20 protein-coding genes are annotated in these 17,787 nt (G+C 67.7%); 6 read left to right on the plus strand and 14 right to left on the minus strand.

Going from position 1 to position 17,787, the window contains the following annotated elements:
• Nucleotides 1-338 precede the first annotated feature (338 nt).
• The 4 genes from IF37_RS0114950 to IF37_RS45775 all read right to left on the minus strand — a co-directional run bounded on the left by IF37_RS0114950 (nucleotide 339) and on the right by IF37_RS45775 (nucleotide 3,442).
• Nucleotides 339-1,145 (minus strand): HAD family phosphatase, encoded by an 807-nt coding sequence (locus IF37_RS0114950; protein ID WP_253915769.1) that lies wholly within the window; start codon nucleotides 1,143-1,145, stop codon nucleotides 339-341.
• Nucleotides 1,146-1,177: 32 nt separating this feature from the next.
• Nucleotides 1,178-1,873: an acyl-CoA dehydrogenase family protein gene (locus IF37_RS44880; RefSeq protein WP_173456822.1), complete on the minus strand. Its 696-nt coding sequence runs from the start codon at nucleotides 1,871-1,873 to the stop codon at nucleotides 1,178-1,180.
• A gap of 514 nt (nucleotides 1,874-2,387) precedes the next feature.
• Complete coding sequence (locus tag IF37_RS45770) at nucleotides 2,388-2,966, minus strand: AfsA-related hotdog domain-containing protein (protein WP_253915774.1); 579 nt, start codon at nucleotides 2,964-2,966, stop codon at nucleotides 2,388-2,390.
• Nucleotides 2,921-3,442: an AfsA-related hotdog domain-containing protein gene (locus tag IF37_RS45775; protein ID WP_052845193.1), complete on the minus strand. Its 522-nt coding sequence runs from the start codon at nucleotides 3,440-3,442 to the stop codon at nucleotides 2,921-2,923. Before IF37_RS45775 ends, IF37_RS45770 begins: the two co-directional genes overlap by 46 nt.
• Before the next feature lie 190 nt (nucleotides 3,443-3,632).
• Here IF37_RS45775 and IF37_RS0114965 point away from each other — a divergent pair, with 190 nt between their 5' ends.
• The 4 genes from IF37_RS0114965 (at nucleotide 3,633) to IF37_RS44885 (ending at nucleotide 7,372) form a co-directional block, all read left to right on the plus strand.
• Nucleotides 3,633-4,277 (plus strand): ScbR family autoregulator-binding transcription factor, encoded by a 645-nt coding sequence (locus IF37_RS0114965; RefSeq protein ID WP_030742013.1) that lies wholly within the window; start codon nucleotides 3,633-3,635, stop codon nucleotides 4,275-4,277.
• Nucleotides 4,278-4,363: 86 nt separating this feature from the next.
• Nucleotides 4,364-5,227 carry a thioesterase II family protein gene (locus IF37_RS40845; RefSeq protein ID WP_253915770.1) on the plus strand — a complete coding sequence of 288 codons (864 nt, stop codon included), beginning with the start codon at nucleotides 4,364-4,366 and terminating at the stop codon, nucleotides 5,225-5,227.
• Between the two features lie 30 nt (nucleotides 5,228-5,257).
• Nucleotides 5,258-6,379, plus strand: a complete 1,122-nt coding sequence (locus IF37_RS0114975) for an LLM class flavin-dependent oxidoreductase (RefSeq protein ID WP_030742018.1) — start codon at nucleotides 5,258-5,260, stop codon at nucleotides 6,377-6,379.
• Nucleotides 6,380-7,072: 693 nt separating this feature from the next.
• Nucleotides 7,073-7,372: a hypothetical protein gene (locus IF37_RS44885; protein WP_173456828.1), complete on the plus strand. Its 300-nt coding sequence runs from the start codon at nucleotides 7,073-7,075 to the stop codon at nucleotides 7,370-7,372.
• Here the strand turns inward: IF37_RS44885 and IF37_RS0114985 are convergent.
• Nucleotides 7,347-7,682 carry a helix-turn-helix transcriptional regulator gene (locus IF37_RS0114985; RefSeq protein WP_030742020.1) on the minus strand — a complete coding sequence of 112 codons (336 nt, stop codon included), beginning with the start codon at nucleotides 7,680-7,682 and terminating at the stop codon, nucleotides 7,347-7,349. The genes IF37_RS44885 and IF37_RS0114985 overlap by 26 nt on opposite strands.
• A gap of 219 nt (nucleotides 7,683-7,901) precedes the next feature.
• Between IF37_RS0114985 and IF37_RS0114990 the strand changes: the two genes are divergently transcribed.
• Complete coding sequence (locus IF37_RS0114990) at nucleotides 7,902-9,329, plus strand: MFS transporter (RefSeq protein WP_030742022.1); 1,428 nt, start codon at nucleotides 7,902-7,904, stop codon at nucleotides 9,327-9,329.
• Nucleotides 9,330-9,394: 65 nt separating this feature from the next.
• Here the strand turns inward: IF37_RS0114990 and IF37_RS0114995 are convergent, their stop codons facing one another.
• From IF37_RS0114995 to IF37_RS0115020, 6 genes are all read right to left on the minus strand, one after another.
• A complete protein-coding gene (locus IF37_RS0114995; RefSeq protein WP_253915771.1) occupies nucleotides 9,395-9,982 on the minus strand; it encodes an AAA family ATPase in 588 nt (195 codons plus the stop codon).
• Between the two features lie 40 nt (nucleotides 9,983-10,022).
• Nucleotides 10,023-10,709, minus strand: coding sequence for an HAD-IB family hydrolase (locus IF37_RS0115000; protein WP_037856534.1), 687 nt, complete (start codon nucleotides 10,707-10,709; stop codon nucleotides 10,023-10,025).
• Between the two features lie 120 nt (nucleotides 10,710-10,829).
• The gene (locus tag IF37_RS39410; protein ID WP_037856537.1) at nucleotides 10,830-11,078 is read right to left on the minus strand and encodes an acyl carrier protein; all 249 of its coding nucleotides are present in this window, start codon (nucleotides 11,076-11,078) and stop codon (nucleotides 10,830-10,832) included.
• A 65-nt stretch (nucleotides 11,079-11,143) separates the two neighbouring features.
• Nucleotides 11,144-12,142, minus strand: coding sequence for a beta-ketoacyl-ACP synthase III (locus IF37_RS0115010; RefSeq protein ID WP_030742028.1), 999 nt, complete (start codon nucleotides 12,140-12,142; stop codon nucleotides 11,144-11,146).
• Nucleotides 12,139-12,843 (minus strand): AAA family ATPase, encoded by a 705-nt coding sequence (locus tag IF37_RS0115015; RefSeq protein ID WP_030742029.1) that lies wholly within the window; start codon nucleotides 12,841-12,843, stop codon nucleotides 12,139-12,141. Before IF37_RS0115015 ends, IF37_RS0115010 begins: the two co-directional genes overlap by 4 nt.
• Before the next feature lie 112 nt (nucleotides 12,844-12,955).
• Complete coding sequence (locus tag IF37_RS0115020) at nucleotides 12,956-13,975, minus strand: AvrD family protein (protein WP_079165739.1); 1,020 nt, start codon at nucleotides 13,973-13,975, stop codon at nucleotides 12,956-12,958.
• Nucleotides 13,976-14,300: 325 nt separating this feature from the next.
• Between IF37_RS0115020 and IF37_RS0115025 the strand changes: the two genes are divergently transcribed.
• Entirely contained in the window at nucleotides 14,301-14,750 is a 450-nt protein-coding gene (locus IF37_RS0115025; protein WP_030742033.1) for a zinc-binding dehydrogenase, read from the plus strand.
• A 119-nt stretch (nucleotides 14,751-14,869) separates the two neighbouring features.
• Here the strand turns inward: IF37_RS0115025 and IF37_RS0115030 are convergent, their stop codons facing one another.
• From IF37_RS0115030 to IF37_RS0115040, 3 genes are all read right to left on the minus strand, one after another.
• The gene (locus tag IF37_RS0115030) at nucleotides 14,870-16,033 is read right to left on the minus strand and encodes an NADH:flavin oxidoreductase (protein ID WP_030742036.1); all 1,164 of its coding nucleotides are present in this window, start codon (nucleotides 16,031-16,033) and stop codon (nucleotides 14,870-14,872) included.
• Between the two features lie 75 nt (nucleotides 16,034-16,108).
• Nucleotides 16,109-16,762 carry an NADPH-dependent F420 reductase gene (locus IF37_RS0115035; RefSeq protein ID WP_030742043.1) on the minus strand — a complete coding sequence of 218 codons (654 nt, stop codon included), beginning with the start codon at nucleotides 16,760-16,762 and terminating at the stop codon, nucleotides 16,109-16,111.
• 169 nt (nucleotides 16,763-16,931) lie between these two features.
• On the minus strand, nucleotides 16,932-17,774 hold the full coding sequence (locus IF37_RS0115040) for a helix-turn-helix transcriptional regulator (protein ID WP_037856540.1): 843 nt from the start codon (nucleotides 17,772-17,774) through the stop codon (nucleotides 16,932-16,934).
• Between the last annotated feature and the right edge of the window lie 13 nt (nucleotides 17,775-17,787).

A 17,787-nucleotide genomic window follows, 5' to 3' on the forward strand; every position in this document is an offset into this window, starting at 1 on the left:
CGCCTGAGTCCTCTCAAGGCCGTGAGCTAACGTTCCATAAAACATACCATTAGGAAGGTATGTTAGTTGGGGGGGGGCAGTCGGCGCGTGGGGGCAATGTTCCGGGTCATGGCAGGAAAAGTGGGCGCGCGGTGTCTGCTGCGCGGCGGGGTTTCGCTGTTACGCCGCAGGCGCCGAGCTCCCGCTGATATGGGGAATCGACGGAGAGCCAGGGCGCGGCCGCGACGGTGGGCGAACAGCTTCGTGCTCTTCCAATGCGGCGGTCCGGACCGGCTCCGCTTTCCCCGGTCATCGCCCTGCCAGGGCCGGGCTAGAGCCGACGTGACGGCATCATGGCGTCACCAACGCTCCTGCCGCCGAGGGGCGGCACCTCGGCCGGAAGCGAGCGCGATGACCTGCGGGCCGTATTGAGCGGATGTGTCGTGGTGCTGTGCGCGTGCGATGCGGGGCCCTGCGTCGGCGGGTAGCATCGGCCAGTTCGACGCCTGAGCGTGGCGTGCCAGCACTGGATCCGTGCCGACCACGACCGGGCTTCCCACGGCTTGCAGCATGTCGAGGTCGCTTCCGTGATCTCCGTAGGCAAAGCAGTCTGTGGTCGGCACCCTCAGCTGAGCCATCACTTCGGTCACGGCCTCGGCCTTGGCTTCCCCGACCATCGGGTGAGCCACCTCGCCGGTCAGAACGCCCTGAGCGTCATCGAGTTGTTCGGTACACAGGATCCGGTCCGCACCGAGATCCTCCGACAGGGGCGTGAGCAGCGGTCGGGCCGAGCCCGAAATGAGGACGATCATGTGACCGGCCCGGCGGTGCCGGGCGAGTGCCGCCAAGCCGGCGGTGATGTAGCCGTCCGGCCGCATGCGGTAGGCGTGGTACCAGTCGCGGCCGGCCTTCTGAAGCCGCTCCAGAGGAACGCCGGCGTAGCGCCGGTAGTACGCGCGGTTCATTTCGGCTCGGCTCGCCCCGCTGCGCTGCAGCGCCGCCAGGTCGATCTCGCCGCTGCGCAGTCGCTCGATCGGCTGCCCGGTCTCGTCCTCCCACAGACCGTGTGGCACCCGCTGTGCGAAGTCGAGCAGGCTCTTCGCGGTGATCAGCGTCTCGTCGACGTCGAAGAAAGCGATGTGTCGTATGACGACCGGTCGGCTCACGGCTGCGCGGCGTTCGTGCCGGAGTGCGGACATCAAACCGTATGCCCTTCCGCGTGTGGTGCGGTCATGGCTGGTCTGCCTGGTGAGCCGGCCCGCCCGCGTGACGCCGCGGCCGAACCGGCGTCGGTCGACGGGTCCGCACTGGCGAAGAGCGCGGGCGTGTACGCGTTGGCCGCTGCGTCGACGCTCAGCGCCGCGTGCGCGACAGCCGTGGTGATGTCCCGCCAGTGGCGCTGCACCGGGTCGCCCTCTGCCCGGCCGCGCGTTCCGGAAGCGCGCAGTAGCTGGTCGACGGCTTCGGAGCACAGCTCCACGGCCACAGCGGCGTCCCGCTGTCCCTCGGCGACGAGGAGGGGGGTCACTGGTGCGTGGTCGGCCCGGTCTGCCACTTCCCCCAGGAGCAGGCCTGCGGCACGTATGCGTGCTGATGCTCTGGTCAGGGTGAGGGCGTGGGAGGCCGAGGGTGGGGTGGTGCGCTGTTGGCTTGTGGCGGCGCGGGTCCAGGCGTCGAGGGCTCCGTGGGCCGCTCCCAGGACCGGAAGGGCGAACATCAGCGCGGCCACCATGGGGTAAGGCACTGTGTGACAGCGGGCCGAACCGGGCCGGGGGCGCAGCAGGTCGGCCAGTGTGCAGGTGCGGTGGCGGGGGACCAGCACTCCGTGCGCCTCGACGGTGTTGCTGCCTGTTCCGCGCATGCCGAGGGTGTGCCAGGTGTCGGTGACTGTCACTTCGTGCCTTGGGACGGCGAACAGGCGATGCCGCTCGAGATCGTTCCGGCCTGGCGTCCGGCTCGCCAGAAGCACCCAGTCGGCGTGATCGACGCCGCTGGCGAACCCCCAGTGACCGGCCAGTCGCCAGCCGTCCGACTCTGCGTTCGCCTCACCCGAGGGGGGCATGATAGCCGCGGCGATACGGGCATCGGGCGAGGAATGCCACAGATCGCACTGTCCTTGTTCGGGGATATACGATGCCAGTCGTCCGTGGGCTGCGTACAGCGTGGCGCACCAGGCGGTGGCGGCGCAGGTTGGGCGAGCATGGTCGCCGCAGTGAGCAGTTCGCCGAATGGCCCGGCGCGGCCGCCGAAGCGCCGGGGGACGAAGTGACGCGGGAATCCTGCGTCGGTGACCGCCTGTGCGACGTCGACCGTGAGCTGCCGCTGCGTCTCATGGAGTTGACGGTCCCGGTCCGCGAGGGCCGCGGCGCGTGCCACTGCATCCCGGGAGAATGCTTCGGAAGACGCGGTCATGAGGTCACCCTTGCCCGGTCGCCGCGGTGTGGGACTGTGCACTCGGGCTTGTTCGTCCCGGCTGTCGCCGTGGTGACGGTGGCGGTGATCAGCGTTCGGCCGCCTTGCCGGGCGGTGAGTTGCAGCATGCGCATGTCGGATGCTGAGGAATGTCCGCAGGAGGCGGGGAGGGCAGTGAGGGTGACAGGGGAGTTGAGTTCGCCGAATGTCTGGTAGGAAGCTGTAGCGGCTGTGAGGATGCACTGCCGTGGGGCGGAGGATCCGGGCGCGGGTAGGGCGAGGGCCGTGGCGGCCTGACGGCAGGCTTCCAGCAGCGCCATGCCGGATATGTGGTCCGATTCATGGTCGAAGAGCACCGGATGGTCCCGTCGTAACCGTAGCTGCCAGGTGTTGTCAGGAAAGCCGGGGGCGGTGGCGAGCAGGACGTGCAGGTCGTCGTGGAAGCCGACGGCCTCGGGAGGCAGGGCGGTCGTTGCGCTGGCGGGGACCTGAGGCGCAGAACGTTCCGCCCGCCTGTTGCGGTCGCGGATCAGCGCGTACCGCCGGGGGGTAAGACCTCGAAGTGAATGCTGCAGAGGCCGCGTTGCACTCCGGCCACGTGCACGTCGGTGCTCAAAGCCATGGCCAGCCGGCGCGGGTTCGTGCTGGTCCTCGTGCTCGTGATGTCCAGGACGACAGGCAGCGGACCGGGGCCCCAGGCCGGGAGGTCGAGCTCGAAGTTGAGGTTCGACAGTACGAAATGGTGGCCCTTGGGCACGTCGTAGAAGGTGTGAGAGAGGTGAATCGCTGACTGCCGTACGGTCTCCGCGACGAGAAGAGGGTCGCAGGGGCTCGATGTCGCGCGGTGGGTGAGGAAGGCGTCCCGGGGCCAGAGGGCGGCGACAGCGAACCGGTTCTGCCCCAGTGGCCGTGCGTCGGTGAGCAGTACTTCTGCCGCGGCGGCCTTGTGCACCGCGGCCGGCGGCAGGCAATGGGCGAAGGAGAGCGGGCAACAGCCGCCGGGTAAAGGGGTGGGGGGAGTGGACGGTGAGGGGCGGTCGGTGTGGTTCATGGGGCGCTACATCTCCCGGTGTGTCCTCATGCGGGACCACCGGCTGGCTTGCCGCGCTGCAAGGCAGCCGGGATCGATGATCACCACAAGAAATATACCTGCGAGAAGGTATCCTGCAACGGGTTTCGTGCCGGCTCCAGCCAAAGCAGCTTGGCACCCGCAGTGTGAGCACACATGGAGGAAGGCAGCCATGACGAGCGTCCAACCGCCCACGGCTTTCGCGGCCCGGCGCAACGTGCCCCGCGGACCTCACCCGCAGCAGGAGCGGTCGATCAGGACCCGGGCCCAGATCCTGGGGGCGGCGTCGGAGATCTTCGCGGCGCGCGGCTACCGGGGAGCCTCCGTCAAGGACGTCGCCGAGCGTGTCGGCATGACCAAGGGAGCGGTGTACTTCCACTTCCCCAGCAAGGAGTCACTGGCCATCGCCGTGGTGGAGGAGCACTACGCGCGCTGGCCCGCGACTATGGAAGAGATCCGCGCCCAGGGCTTCACACCGCTGGAGACGGTCGAGGAGATGCTCCATCGCGCGGCGCAGGGCTTCCGTGACGACCCTGTGATGCAGGCCGGCGCCCGGCTCCAGAGTGAGCGCGCCTTCATCGACGCGGAACTGCCGCTGCCCTACGTGGACTGGACCCACCTGCTGGAAGTCCTACTACAGGATGCCCGAGAGGTCGGCCAGTTGCGGCCGGGCGTCGACCCCGCGGCAGCGGCCCGCTCGCTGGTGGCCGCCTTCTTCGGCATGCAGCATATCTCCGACAATTTGTACCAGCGCGCGGACATCATGGAACGGTGGCAGGAACTGCGGGACCTGATGTTCTTCGCGCTCCGCGCCTGACGAGCAACATTCGGAAAACTGGTGGTGCCGCTGATAGGAGAATCTCACTCTTCTCCCCGCTCTACGGTGCCGATTACGTTCTCTGTATGATTGCGGACACCGCGACAACCAGTGCGCGGGCGGAAGACCCGGTCGCAGCGTTGCGTCTGTTCTGTTTTCATCATGCAGGCGGCCGGGAAACGGCATTCCTCGGATGGCAGAAGAGACTCGGAGCGCGGGCGGAGGTGATTCCCGTCCGGCTGCCCCGACCCGAGGACGTCTCTCCGGAGGGACCAGGCGGGAGTGGAATGTCGATGGCCCAGGTAGTGGCGGCCATCGACCACGACATCGGCCCTCTGCTGCGGCGGCCCTTCATCTTCTACGGACACAGCATGGGCGCCCTCGTGGCATACCATCTCACCCGCCTGCGTCAGTCCTGCGGCCGGTCCCTGCCGGAGCGGCTACTCGTCGGTGCCTACCCGGCACCTCATCTGCCACACCGGCTCGCCGACTGCGCGCACCTGCCGGACGAGGACCTGCTCGCTCTGCTGCCGCCGCAGCCCGCGCTCCACTCCCACCTGCTGCACCAGGCGCCCGGCCTGGCGGCAGCGGCTGCGGCACGGTTGCGCCTGCACCTCGGCCTCTGTGACAGCGTCGCACCGGCGGAATCGAACCGTCCGGAGTGCACCGGTCACGGCTTCCCGCAGCGGGTAAGTGACCCGCTGCGCTGTCCGGTGGACGTGTTCACCGGGATCAGCGACCCGCTGGTGACCGTCGCCGAGGCCGCCGCGTGGCGGCACCACACCCGCGCAGGCTGCCGCGTACACCGGCTTCCCGGCGGACATTTCTTCACGCGCGAAACCCCGGAGTCGAAGGCCGCCTTCTTCAACCGGCTGTGCGCTGTGCTTGCGAAGGCATCGGAATGGGCGGCCGACGGGTTGTGGCCCGCACCTGTCACCGTCGCTTCGTAAAAACGCTTCCCTCAACACTGGAGGACGTTCATGTATCCCGAGACGCTCGGATTCGGTGCTTTCCTCTCCCCCATGCATCCGCTGGGCGAGGACCCCACGCTGCAGTTCCAACGCGATCTCGAACTGATAGAGCTCCTGGACCGTCTCGATTACCGCGAATTCTGGATCGGTGAGCATCACTCCATGGGCTGGAACACCATCGGCAGCCCTGAGCTGATGGTCGCGGCGGCCGCCGAGCGGACCCGCCGCATCACCCTGGCCACCGGCGTCATGACGCTGCCCTACCACCACCCGTTCATGGTGGCGAGCCGCGCGGTACACCTCGACCATCTGACCCGTGGCCGGTTTGTGCTCGGTGTGGGCGCGGGCGGCATCCCCACCGACGCCCGCATGATCGGCCGTGAGATGAGTGAACTGCGCGCCATGTTCGGCGAGGCGCTGGAGGCGGTCGTCGCACTGATCAACGGCGAGGAGCGGGTGACGAAGAAGACGTCGTGGTTCACGCTGAAGGATGCCAAGCTTCAGCTGTCCCCGTACCGCCCGTCGGGGCTGGAGATCGCCGCCGCCAGCGTCGCGTCCGGCAACAGCATGCGGCTGGCCGGACGCTACGGCATCAGCACCGTCTCGTTCGGCGCGCCGAGGCCGGGCCACCCCCGGCCCGACATGCGGGCCCAGTGGGCGTATGCGGAGGAGGCGGCAGCCGAACACGGCACCACGGTGGACCGCAGGAACTGGCGGATCACCCTGCCGGTGTACGTGGCCGAAACGCGCGAGCAAGCCCTCGCCGACGTCCGGGAGGGCTATGACCGCTGGGCATACGGATACTGGGGCGACATCCGCGGCCTCGACGTCAGCGTTCCCGGCGTCAAGCGTGCACACGCTCTGGAGGCTGCCGTGGAAGCGGGCAGCGCCATCGTCGGCTCCATCGACGACGTGGTGGCCGGTATCGAGCGGCTCCGCGAGGAGGTCGGCGGCTTCGGCACCCTGCTCGTCTACGCGCAGGACTGGGCCGACTGGGAGAAGACCAAGCGGAGTTACGACCTGCTGGCTCGCTACGTCGCCCCGCGCTTCACCGGCTCTACCCGACGGCTGCAGGAATCGGTGCGCTGGTATCAGGACAACCGCGACCTGTTCCCGCAGCTTATCCCGTGAACCGTGCACGCCGTGCCTGCCAACGCCGCGGGTTGCTCCAGGCACGGCATCCCTGCTCGGAGTGACAGCGACAGCGCATGACCACCGAATCGATACAAGGTGCCGGACCATGCGCGGTTGGTGGGAGCGGCGCTCGCGGCAGGCAAGCACGTCCTGGCCCGGACCACTGAGGAGGCTGCCGAGCTCACCGCAGCCGCTCACGCGGCCGGCGTGGTGAACGCCGTCGGGTTGCAGGCGCGGCACGCCCCGGCGGTCGTCCGAGCCCGGAAACTGATCATGCAGGGGCACGTCGGTGGCTCACCTCCGTCACCGTGTACAGCGCGCGGGGGGTCGCGGCCGGGGCCCGTTTGCCTGCGGCCTTCGACCACACCCTCGATTCCACGAACGGCGCCGGGACCCTCGAGGTCGCCGGCGGGCACACGCTCGACACGGTTCAGTACCTGCTCGGCAGGGAGATGACCGGCGTGTCGGCCGCGCTCCGTCCAGCATCCGTGGATCACTCCTGACGAGGACGCTCGGCACGTGGGGGCGATCAGCCCGGATCATCTCGCGCTACACGCGACGCTGGGAGGTGACGCCGTACTGGTCGCCCACATTCACGACGCCAAGAACAGTGGCGGACGCACTCGGATAGGGGAGCTGGCCGTTGTGTCCGCCCGGCCGGGTAGCGACCGTGGGCTGCAGATCAGCAGAGTGTTTCTGCTCGGAGCGCAGGGGACGGGGTCGGCCCCGCAGGAACTGCCGCTTCCCGGTTCTTGCGGCTCGGCGGTGCCGGCGACCGGTCTCGATGCCGCCCAGCAGACCATGGCTCTGCGGTACGCGGCTCTGGCCGCAGACATCCATGTGGGCGGCAGTCGTGTGCCCCGTTTCGCCGACGGGCTCGGGTTGCACCGGCTGCTGGACGCGGTACGGCTGTCCGCCGCAGCGGGCTGCCGGCTGGAGCGCCGCGCGGACGGGCGGTGGCCGGTCAGGTCTCCCTGGCCGCAGCGTTGACGATCGCGGTGAGCAGACCGGGGAAGGCCTGCTCGAGGTCGTCGATGCGCAGCGCGTTCATCTTCGAGGTGCCGACGTAGTACTGCCTGATGATCCCGGCCTGGCGCAGCACCTTGAAGTGGTGGGTGCCGGTTGAGCGGGACACGGTGATGTCGAAGGTGCCGCAGGCGATGTCCTCGGGTGCCTGGGCCAGTTGCCGGACGATGCTGCGGCGCACCGGATCGACCAGCGCGTCCAGGACGCCCTGGAGATTGATGGCATCGGCCTCGGGATGGTCGGTGATGCGTTCTGTGGTGATCCGTGCCGCCACGGTTGTCCGCCTCCTCGTCGAGTGTTGTCCCGCCATGCTACGACAGTCATCATAGGTTGATGGACGTCAAATTTTGACAGCCATCGTCGTATGGGGTTCAGTGGAGAACACGCGGCGTCTTAGGCGCAGTTGGCCGGCACCATCCTTTTGGCCGCCATCTGCCGACCACTCCTCAGCGGACCGCAGCCCGTTTACCGATCCCCACAGGAGAAGAAGAGCATGACCACTGTCCGAACAGGCGGGGCACAGACCGCCGCAGGCCCCGCGGGCGGCGTGCGCGACGTCCCCAGCGGTGTGAAGATCACCGCTCTGGCCACGGGATTCGTCATGGCGACCCTGGACGTCACCGTCGTGAACGTCGCCGGAGCCACCATCCAGGAGGACCTGGGTACCACGCTGACTCAGCTGACCTGGATCGTCGACGGCTATGTACTGACGTTCGCCTCGCTGCTGATGCTCGCGGGCGGGCTGGCCAACCGGATCGGCGCGAAGACCATCTACATGTGGGGCATGGGCGTCTTCTTCCTCGCCTCCCTGGCCTGCGCCCTGGCTCCCACTGCGGAGACGCTGATCGCCGCCCGGCTGGTGCAGGGTGCGGGCGCGGCCCTCTTCATGCCCAGTTCGCTGTCGCTGCTGGTCTTCTCCTTCCCGGAGAAGCGGCAGCGCACCCGCATGCTGGGGCTGTGGTCCGCGATCGTCGCCACCTCGTCGGGCCTGGGGCCGACCGTCGGCGGACTCGTGGTCAGCGCCTTAGGCTGGCAGTCCGTCTTCCTGCTCAACCTGCCGATCGGCGCCATCGGCATGGTCATGACCTATCGCTACATCGCCGGCACGGAAAGCCGCGCCACCCGGCTCGCCGTTCCGGGCCACCTGATCTGGATCATCGCACTGGCCGCTGTGAGCTTCGCCTTGATCGAAGGGCCGCAACTGGGCTGGCTGGCAGGTCCCGTGATCACCGCGTACGTGGGTGCCGTGGCCGCCGCCACACTGCTAACGATCCGTGAACGCCGCGCCGCCAACCTGGTCATGCCCTGGCAGTTGTTCCGCGGCCATGGATTCGCCGGAGCCAACATCGTCGGCTTCCTGTTCAACTTCGCACTGTTCGGGTCGACCTTCATGCTCGGTCTGTACTTCCAGCACGCCCGAGGCGCCTCCCCTTTCCAGGCCGGGCTGGAAATGCTGCCCATGACGATTTTCTTCCCGGTGGCGAACATCGTGTACGCGCGGATCTCGGCGAGGTTCTCCAACGGCACGCTGCTGACCACCTTCCTGCTCCTCGCCGGTGCAGCCTCCCTGTCCATGGTCACCATCTCGGCATCCACCCCCTACTGGGTCGTGGCCGTGGCGGTGGGTGTCGCCAACATCGGGGCAGGGATCATCTCACCCGGCATGACCGCTGCCCTGGTGGACGCCGCCGGACCGGAGAACGCCAACGTGGCCGGCTCGGTCCTCAACGCCAACCGGCAGATCGGCTCGCTCGTCGGCATCGCAGTCATGGGCGTGGTCCTGAACTCGACCAGTGACTGGAACCAGGGAGCCGCGATGTCCTTCCTGGGTGTCGGCCTCGCCTATCTCCTCGGCGGTCTCAGCGCTTGGCGACTCATCGTCCGGCCCGAACGCCGTGCCACCATCGCCGTGACCACCTGACCGCAGACCCGCCTTCCCGCGCGGGAGGCCCCGACACTGTCGGGGCCTCCCGCGCACGCCGTTGCTTACGCGTTCCAGGTCTCGATGAGTTCCCGGCACCGGCGAACCCGTTCCTGGACGCTGCCGGTGACGACGTGAAATGGGACGCCGCACGCCTCCAGCGTCTCCAGCAGGAGTTGGTCGGACACGCGACGGAAGTGCTCGCTGATCGGACGGTGCCCTTCCGGCAACGGCACGTCGGCCGGCAGATGCACCACCACGTCGTAGGTGTCGCATGCGTACCGCTGGGCCAGCAGGCCGATCTGATCGGTGACTTCTTCATACGCCGCGGTCACGGCCGGCCGCGGAGTGACGTCGAGCCGGGCGGACGCAGTGGGCAGGCGGCCGAGCACCAGACGCACCTTGGTGTAGACCCACTCGTGTAGCACCGATCCGTCTGAGACGAACCCTTGTGACCAGCGGGCCTCGTCCACCACCCGTTCGGTGAATCGGCGGACGGCGAGCTGGATCAGCTCCGGGTCCGTGCAGTCCTCCAAGGACTTGCCCGATCCTCCCGCAGGATCACGCATGGCCGAGCCGTGGGTGCGCGGGAGCTCGAGCTGCCGGGACAGTTCGGTGGTGAGGGTCGTCTTGCCGTTGCCGTAGGCGCCCACGACTGCGATCCTCAAGGGGCGGCTGCGTGTCATGTTCCGCTCACCCCTGCCGGCCCCGGCAGCGGGGGCCCTCCAGGCACTGCCAGCCGCGTGCGCGGGCATGACGGCGCATCCCGGGATCGTGACCGACGGCGACCGGCTTGCTGACGAGTTCCATGAACGGGACGTCGGACAAGTGGTCCCCGTATGCGTAGGAGTCCTTCAGCGACAGTGAGCGCCCGGCGGCGAGACGGGACACCGCGGCCGCTTTGGCGGCGCCGATCATCGGAGTCGTGATGGCGCCCGTGTAGCGTCCGTCGCGAACCTCGGGGCGCGAGCACAGCAGGACGTCGGCGCCTAGGTATGCGGCGAGCGGTTCCAGGCAGGCGGAGAACGAACCCGACACGAGGACTGTCAGATCGCCCGCGGCGGCGTGGGCACCGAACGCGGCACGTACGGGCTCGTTGAAGAAGCCGGGTGTTCCGACCCGGTCAAGGAACCATCGCTCACCTTCGGTGAGGAGACTCGACTCATCGGTCCCCGCATACACGCGGTAGTAGGCACGGCACCGGTCGACACGGTCCGCACCAGCCTCCGTCATGGCGCGCAGTCGATCGTGCAGTGCGGCGTACTCGGAATACCTGCCGCGGACGGACAGGTGATGGGCGAGAAAGTCGAACATGGTGGTGGTGGTCGTCAGCGTTCCGTCGATGTCGAAGAAGGCCGCCGACTGCGGGACATCGGGCACGTTTCTCCTGTCTGGCGGGAAGTGGTCGAAAGAACGAAGCCTGGGTGGGAGGGCGCCGCCGGCGCCCTCCCACCCAGGCCGGTCATCTCTCCTTGCTGGAGACGTGGGACTGATGTGGGGTCATCGGGCCAGAGCGGCGCTCTTCCGCGCCACGATGGCTGCGCTTTCACCGACGGTCCTGCCGTTGGCGAGTTCCTCGTCGGTCACCTCGACACCGAACTCATTGGTGAGGATGACCGCCAGTTCCACGAGGACCAACGAGTCGAACTCCAAGGACTCGAAGTCGGTGGCCGCCGACACCTCCGTGTCACCGGTGTCGAAGTGTTCGCAAATGATCGCGATGATGCGCGCGACCGTTGGGTCGGTCATACCGTTCTCCTTCCTCTGCAGGAGGATGAGTGGTGGTCGCTCCTCGAATGCGACGCGCGGACCTCTCACAGGGCGGTGATGTCGGGCCACAGCAGTGCTGTGGATCCCCAGGTCACTCCGCCGCCGAACGCGCTGAGCAGGACTCGGGCGCCTGGTGAGAGCAGCCCTTCGCGGGAGGCGCGCGACAGTGCCAGGGGGATGGAAGCCGCCGAGGTGTTGCCGACTCGGTCAAGATCGATGACAGTGCGTTCGTCGTCGATGCCGAGCTGATCGGCGACGGCATGCAGGATACGCGCGTTCGCCTGGTGTCCCACGAACCAGTCGACGGACGCCGACGACCAGCCGGTACGGTCGAGCAGTGCGCCGGCCGACGAAGCCATCCGCGTCACCGCATGTCGGAACACGGGCTTGCCCTGCATCGTGAAGTATGTCCCGGCAGACTGCAGGCGTTCCGCCGCGGCCCGCTCACGTGACCCGCCGCCCGGGATCACGATTAGGTCCTTCAGTCCCCCGTCGCTGCCGAGGTCGAATCCGAGGAACGCCCCTTGTTCGTCGACGGACCCCGACCGCAGTACGGCCGCACCGGCGCCATCGCCGAAGATGACGGACGTCGTCCGGTCCTGCGGATCGAGGATGGTGGAGTACGTCTCGGCTCCGATGACCAGCGCACTGGTGGCGAGACCGGCGGTGATGTGCGCGGCCGCAGAGGCGAGTGCGTAGACGAAACCGCTGCACACCGCCGCGATATCGTACGCCGCGACTCCGTTCAGGCCCAGGCGGCCCGCGACGTCCGGAGCGGTGGCGGGGCATGGGTGGTCGGGGGTGGTGGTGGCCAGCACCACCAGGTCCACCGTGTTCGTTCCCGCGGCCTTCAGCGCACGCCGCCCCGCCTCGACGGCGAGGTCACCGGTGGACACCCCGTCACTCCAGTAGCGTTGCCTGATGCCGGTCCGTGACCGGATCCACTGGTCGTCCGTGTCCAGGCGCCGGGACAACTCCTCGTTCGTGACCAGCCGCGTCGGCAGAGCGGAGCCCAGCCCGGCGAGAACGCCGGCGCCGCTCATGCCGCCGTGACCGGCGCGCGGTCGGTCTCGCTGGTGGTGTCGATCTTCGCGTAGTCCTCCTGAGCCCGGGCGATGGCTTCGTCGATGGACATCTGAGGCGTGAAGCCGTAGATGTCCATGATCTTCTCCAGTCGTTCCGGAATCGTGCCGCCGACGATGTGCACCGGGATTCGCAATTCGTTGAGGACCTTCAGCAGCATCTCGTCCGCCAGCGACCGGAAGCGCTCGTTGACGGGCCGGTGGCCGTCCTCGACCAGCGGGAACTCGATGGGCAGGTGGACGAAGGAGTGGTATGAGGCCTTGGCGTGTTGCTTGGCGGGGACACCCATCTGCTCCATTACCTGGGAGAAGAACCGTATTTCGTCCGTCATCTCGACGTTCTCGAGGTTCACCGAGTCGTTCGGGTTGATGCCCACCAGGACGCGGACCGTCCCGTAGCACCACTCGTGGAGCGAGGACCCGTCGGAGACGAATCCGCCGGGCAGGTGGCTCTCGTTGACCGCGCGCTCCTGGTTGCGTCGCATGATCAGCATGATGATCTCGGGTGCCGTGCACTCCTCAAGGGTCTTCCCAGGCACGGAAATCGGCAGCAGTTCACGCATCGTCGCCGCAGCACTGCGCGGAAGTCCGGTCAGGTGTGAGACGGCCATGGTGGTCAGGGTCTTGCCCACCGAGTACGTACCGGAAATGGCCAGGTTCATAAGTTCTCTGCTTTCTCGGAGTCTGCGGATCAGAGAAGATCCATGGAATTGGAATCGGCCGGCCTGAGGTCATGCGGGGCGGGCCGGCGGCCGACCGGGTGCGGAGAGCGGGTCAGGGCAGGCGGTGGGCGACCGAGCAGCACAGGCGCACGCCGAGGAACTCGCCGACGATGTCCGCCGAACGCCAGACCTCCCCTTTGCTGGTTTCGAGCCGCTTGCATCGGTCGAGCCGCGTGGTCGCGGTTGCGGTCGCGGGCAGCGGAAGCCGCAGCGGGTCGAGTTCTAGCAACGTCTCGCGCATCCACAGCGTGTTGCTCCTGGCGCGGGACACGTCATCGAGCGCGTAGAGCAGAACTTGGCCCAGCTGTAGCCCGATGACGAATGCGTCGATCGCGGACGCGCGGTCGTGATGCGCGCCCTCGAGTCCGGCGACAGGCGAGGGAGCGTCCTCGTCCGTGAGCACGCGTACGGTGGCGGAGGCCTCGCGGGCCTGCGGGTCGATCCCGACGTTTTCGACGAACTGGCTGCGGGTGGTGAAGCCCTCACCGAACAGCCGCAGGCGCGGGTCACCGAGCAGGCCACGCAGTGAGTCGTAGGAGCCGGGGGCTGGGTCTGGGACGCCTGCCTCGTGGCGAATCTCGCACCGCATCCGCAGGGTGCCGACCACGCACTCCACGGTGCTGACGAAGAGGCCGGCAGCCTGGCAGGACGGGACGGTTGCCACCAGCTGAGCAGTGGCGGCGAAGTCGGCCAGGTCCTCCTCGACCGGGGACGTCCCTGCTTTGATACGGACCCGCTGGAGCACTGCCCGTGCCCGCTGATCCGAGCTCAGCCCGAGGACATGCGCCAGGTGCACCTCGCCGAGCTGGGCGCCGATCACCAGGACGTCCACGGTGGACAGGTGCGGACGCTGGTCTGCGTCGCCCTTGCGTGACCAGTCCTCGGGGTAATGCACGCTGAAGCGGGCATCGGCGTGTGCCGTCTGATCAGACCCGCGGGCCACGGAGACGTGCCGCACCCGATGCTCGGCCCGTTTGAAACCCTCACCGAAGAAGCGCCTTTCTCGGGGCCCCAGAATGTCGTCGACAGAGCGATGGAACAGTTTCGGCGATATGGGACCACTGACTGGCATGCACCCTCCCGTGTCTCCCTGACATCTGCAATCGATGTGACGCCACTATTTCGGTATTGCCGGACGGATTTCCAGAGTGAAAATCTGCTGGTATGGCCCATGGTGGTGGTGGGGAAACCATGAATGTTGGTCTCTTCCGTTTTGGCCCGGGCCTGACGACGATTACCGCGTTCCAAGAGACAAGGAGGACATCTTGGTGAGGCAGATGCTCGCCATCAGTCAGCATGAATTCGGCGGGCCTGGGGTGCTCGCTGCGTGAGTGCGGGACCGTCAAGTCGGTGGGTACCGGCGTTACCCTCTCCGGCCGGGCGACACGGTGATCGGCATGCCGAGATTCCTCCATGCGGCGGGGGCGTACGCGGAGTTCGTGGTGGGACCCGCACGGCACTTCGTTCAGGCTCTCGACCGGCTCGGCCACTGGGAGTCCGCAACGCTGCCCTTGGCCGGCCTCACGGCGTGGCAGGCACTGACGGACACCGCGTGTGTCATGCGGTCACTGTCCGTGCTGCGGCCGGGCGGCATCTTGGTGACTCTGCCTGCCCCGCCCGAGGACACGCTGGTCCGGCAAGCCGCCGAGCAGGAGAAGCGTGCGGTGTTCATGCTCGAACCGGATCGCAGGGGTCTGCTCGCCCGCACCGATCTGGTGGGTGAGGGGCGGCTCGCGCCGGTGGTGAATACGCTGCTGCCGCTTGCCGAAGCTGCCAAAGCACATGAACTCGTCGAGACGGCAGGGGAATTCGGCAAGACTGTTCTGGATGTCACCGGAGGAGCGTGAGACCGCCGGCCACAGGAGCGGGCGGGCACCGAACGAGCCTGCCCGCTCTCGCAGCGTGCGGTGCGGGCCCGTCTCCGAGAGGAGCGGACCCGGGCGTAGGGTCACCGCCGTGCACGGCGTCAGTGCAGAGTGGTGAGCATGTGTGCCTCGAAGGGAACCAGGTCGGCCAAGTGCCCGCCCCGCACCTTGGCGGGCCAGGCGGGATCGGCGATCAGGGCACGCCCCACAGCGACGAGATCGAACTCGCCCCGTGCGAGTCTGTCGGCGACCACACCGACATCTTCGACGTCGGCTCCCGTGCCGTCGAGATAGGTGAGGAAGTCGCTGTCGTTCAGCCCGACTGAGCCGACTGTGATGACGGGCCGGCTCGTCACCTTCTTGGTCCAGCCGGCCAAGTTGAGATCCGAACCCTCGAATTCGGGCTGCCAAAACCGGCGCGTCGAGCAGTGGAAGACGTCCACCCCCGCCTGCGCCAGCGGGCCGAGCAGGGCCGCAAGCTCGTCCGGGCTGTGAGCGAGCCGCGCTGCGTAGTGGCCGACCTTCCACTGCGAGAACCGCAGGAAGATCGGGAAATCCTCTCCCACGGCGTGACGGCAAGCCCGCACGACCTCGACGCCGAAACGTGTGCGGGCCGACAGATCCCCGCCGTAGCTGTCGTCGCGCTGATTGGTGACAGCCCAGAAGAACTGATCAATGAGGTAGCCGTGAGCGGCGTGCAACTCGATGGCATCGAACCCGACCTGTCGGGCGTTGGCGGCTGCACGGGCATAGGCGTCGATCACACTCGCAATGTCGGTGTCGCTCATCACGCGCCCCACGGGGGTCGCCTCGAGCTGCGATGGATCGATGCCGGACGGACTGAGCAACTCGAAACCGGCTGGCGAAGCAGCGTCCATCTCCGCGGGAGTCATGCCCCACAGCAGCGGATCCAGACCTGCGTGCATGAGTTGGGCGGCGATCCGGCCGCCGGCCGCATGGACTGCCTGGGTCACTCGCGCCCAGCCGGCAAGGGCGTCAGCACCGTGGATACGGGGGACCGCGGTACGACGCTCGGACGAGGGGTGCCCGATGGCAGCACCCTCGGTGATGATCAGACCCACGCCGTTTCCGGCGCGGCGTGCATAGTACGCGGCCACCTCGGGCCCGGGTACACCTTCAGGGGAGAGCTCTCGGGTCATCGGGGCCATGACAATCCGGTTCTCGAGCTCCAGTGATCCCACGGTGAAGGGCCCGAACAGTGGCGCTGCCGTGGCGGAAGGCGGAGCTGTGCTGTGCACGTGAATCTCTGTCCCTTCGGATGGCTTGTTCCCGGCGAGGCGGCGCCGTCCGGCCGGTTGCCGAACGGCTCTCCTGCTCGCTCACGCGCTGAGGCCGGCCGCCGCGCGCAGGTCGGCCGGGGTGAACATGTGGGGGAAGAGGACACCGCCCGGGTCGAGTGCGGCGGAGTCGTCGAGCCCGCCCAGATCGATGGGGGTGAATCCCGTGTCGTGAATCAGCCCTGCGGCGACATCCTTCGCTCCGGCGTCGTCACCGGCGTACGCCATCCCCCAGAAGTGCATCTGCTGCGTGCCGCGCGACCACAGGAGTTCGTCCATGATGTGTGTGAAGGCCCGTACGATCGTGGCATCTGGCAGCAGCTTCGCGGCGTGTCGGCCCTGGGTCACGCCTGGGTCGAGGGTGGAGATGATGCGGCCGTCCTCGGACAAGCCCATGGGGTTGGTGGCATCGATGACGAGCTTGCCGGCCAGCCGGTCACCGACCGTCTGCAGGAGATTGTCCCAGGCGGAGTAGGGCACCGACAGCAGGAGGACGTCGCTCGTTTCCGCCGTCTCGGCCAGTGTCGCAGCCCGCGAGGCCGGGCCGAGGGCGCCCACGAACTCCGCGAGCTGTTCGGGGGTGCGCGATCCGAACACGACCTGGTGACCGGCCACTGCCCAATGCCGCCCAATCGGGCGACCGATATTGCCTGCACCGAGGACACCGATGCGCAGGGACGTGCGGATGTTGGTCATGGTGATAGCTCCTTCGGATGCTTTCTGGCTTTCCGCAGGTGTACACGCGCGTCTGCCGGTTCCAGCGGCCGCGCGGCCCTACAGGCAGTCAGGGTTCGATGTGCCGCTCGGGGGGTTATGCGTCACCGGATGATCGGAGAGCCGAGGGAGGAGCCCTGTGCCAGGGAGGTCAACTCGCCACCAGCCGGAAATCGGTGTCCGCAGAGATGCGCCTGCCCTGGGGCAGGTAGAGCATGAGCCGCAGATCCGCGTTCCCGAGAAGCGCCAGGATCAAGTGTTCGTAGCGGACGCTTTCCTGGCCCGGCGGTCGTACCCGCACACTCGTCGTTGCCGTGTCACAGGTTTCGTGCCGGGCCCAGAGCGCGGCGAAGTCCGGGTCGGCGGCACACAGCTTGCGAGCCATCCTGTCGAACCAGGGATCCTCCGGAAAGCGTGCCGCCTGGACACGGAACTGGCCGACCAGCCGGGGCGCCAGCTCGTCCCAGTCGGGGTAGCGGGTGCGGGCGGACGGTTCGGCGAAGAACGCCGCAAGATAGTTCCGGCCGCCCGTCTCCACGCCCAGCAGTGACTGTGCCGACTGATTGACGGCCAGGGTGTTCCAGTAACGGTCGATGACGAAAGCAGGTGCCGGCAGCCAACCGTCCACGATGAGCTGGAGCCGGGACGTCTCCGCGTATCCCACGGTTGCCGGCGCTGACTGCGGTGGATTGACCCCGGCCAGCCGGTAGAGGTGTGCCCGTTCGATGTCATCGAGTCTCAGAGCCTGGCTGATCGCGTCCAGCACGCCGTCCGAGACTTTGATATCCCTCCCTTGCTCGAGCCACGTGTACCACGAGGCGCTGACTCCTGCGAGGACCGCGACCTCCTCACGCCGCAGCCCCGGCGTATGCCGCCGACCGGTAGCAAGCAACCCGACGTCGTCGGGTGAAAGCCGTGCTCTGCGGGACCGCAGGAAGTGGCGTAACGCCTCACGCTGCCTTCTGGGACTGCCCACCGTTCCATCTTTGGCCACGTGATCGACGCTA

It is taken from the genome of Streptomyces sp. NRRL S-31, from assembly GCF_000718775.1.
Lineage (GTDB): Bacteria > Actinomycetota > Actinomycetes > Streptomycetales > Streptomycetaceae > Streptomyces.

Bases quoted from the DNA above. Each gene is read 5' to 3' on its own strand.
- IF37_RS0114965 (WP_030742013.1), top strand. From the start codon at position 3,633: ATGACGAGCGTCCAACCGCCCACGGCTTTCGCGGCCCGGCGCAACGTG.
- IF37_RS0114975 (WP_030742018.1), top strand. From the start codon at position 5,258: ATGTATCCCGAGACGCTCGGATTCGGTGCTTTCCTCTCCCCCATGCAT.
- IF37_RS39410 (WP_037856537.1), bottom strand. From the start codon at position 11,078: ATGACCGACCCAACGGTCGCGCGCATCATCGCGATCATTTGCGAACAC.
- IF37_RS40845 (WP_253915770.1), top strand. From the start codon at position 4,364: ATGATTGCGGACACCGCGACAACCAGTGCGCGGGCGGAAGACCCGGTC.
- IF37_RS0115015 (WP_030742029.1), bottom strand. From the start codon at position 12,843: ATGAACCTGGCCATTTCCGGTACGTACTCGGTGGGCAAGACCCTGACC.
- IF37_RS0115025 (WP_030742033.1), top strand. From the start codon at position 14,301: ATGCCGAGATTCCTCCATGCGGCGGGGGCGTACGCGGAGTTCGTGGTG.
- IF37_RS0115010 (WP_030742028.1), bottom strand. From the start codon at position 12,142: ATGAGCGGCGCCGGCGTTCTCGCCGGGCTGGGCTCCGCTCTGCCGACG.
- IF37_RS45775 (WP_052845193.1), bottom strand. From the start codon at position 3,442: ATGAACCACACCGACCGCCCCTCACCGTCCACTCCCCCCACCCCTTTA.
- IF37_RS0115035 (WP_030742043.1), bottom strand. From the start codon at position 16,762: ATGACCAACATCCGCACGTCCCTGCGCATCGGTGTCCTCGGTGCAGGC.
- IF37_RS0114990 (WP_030742022.1), top strand. From the start codon at position 7,902: ATGACCACTGTCCGAACAGGCGGGGCACAGACCGCCGCAGGCCCCGCG.
- IF37_RS0115020 (WP_079165739.1), bottom strand. From the start codon at position 13,975: ATGCCAGTCAGTGGTCCCATATCGCCGAAACTGTTCCATCGCTCTGTC.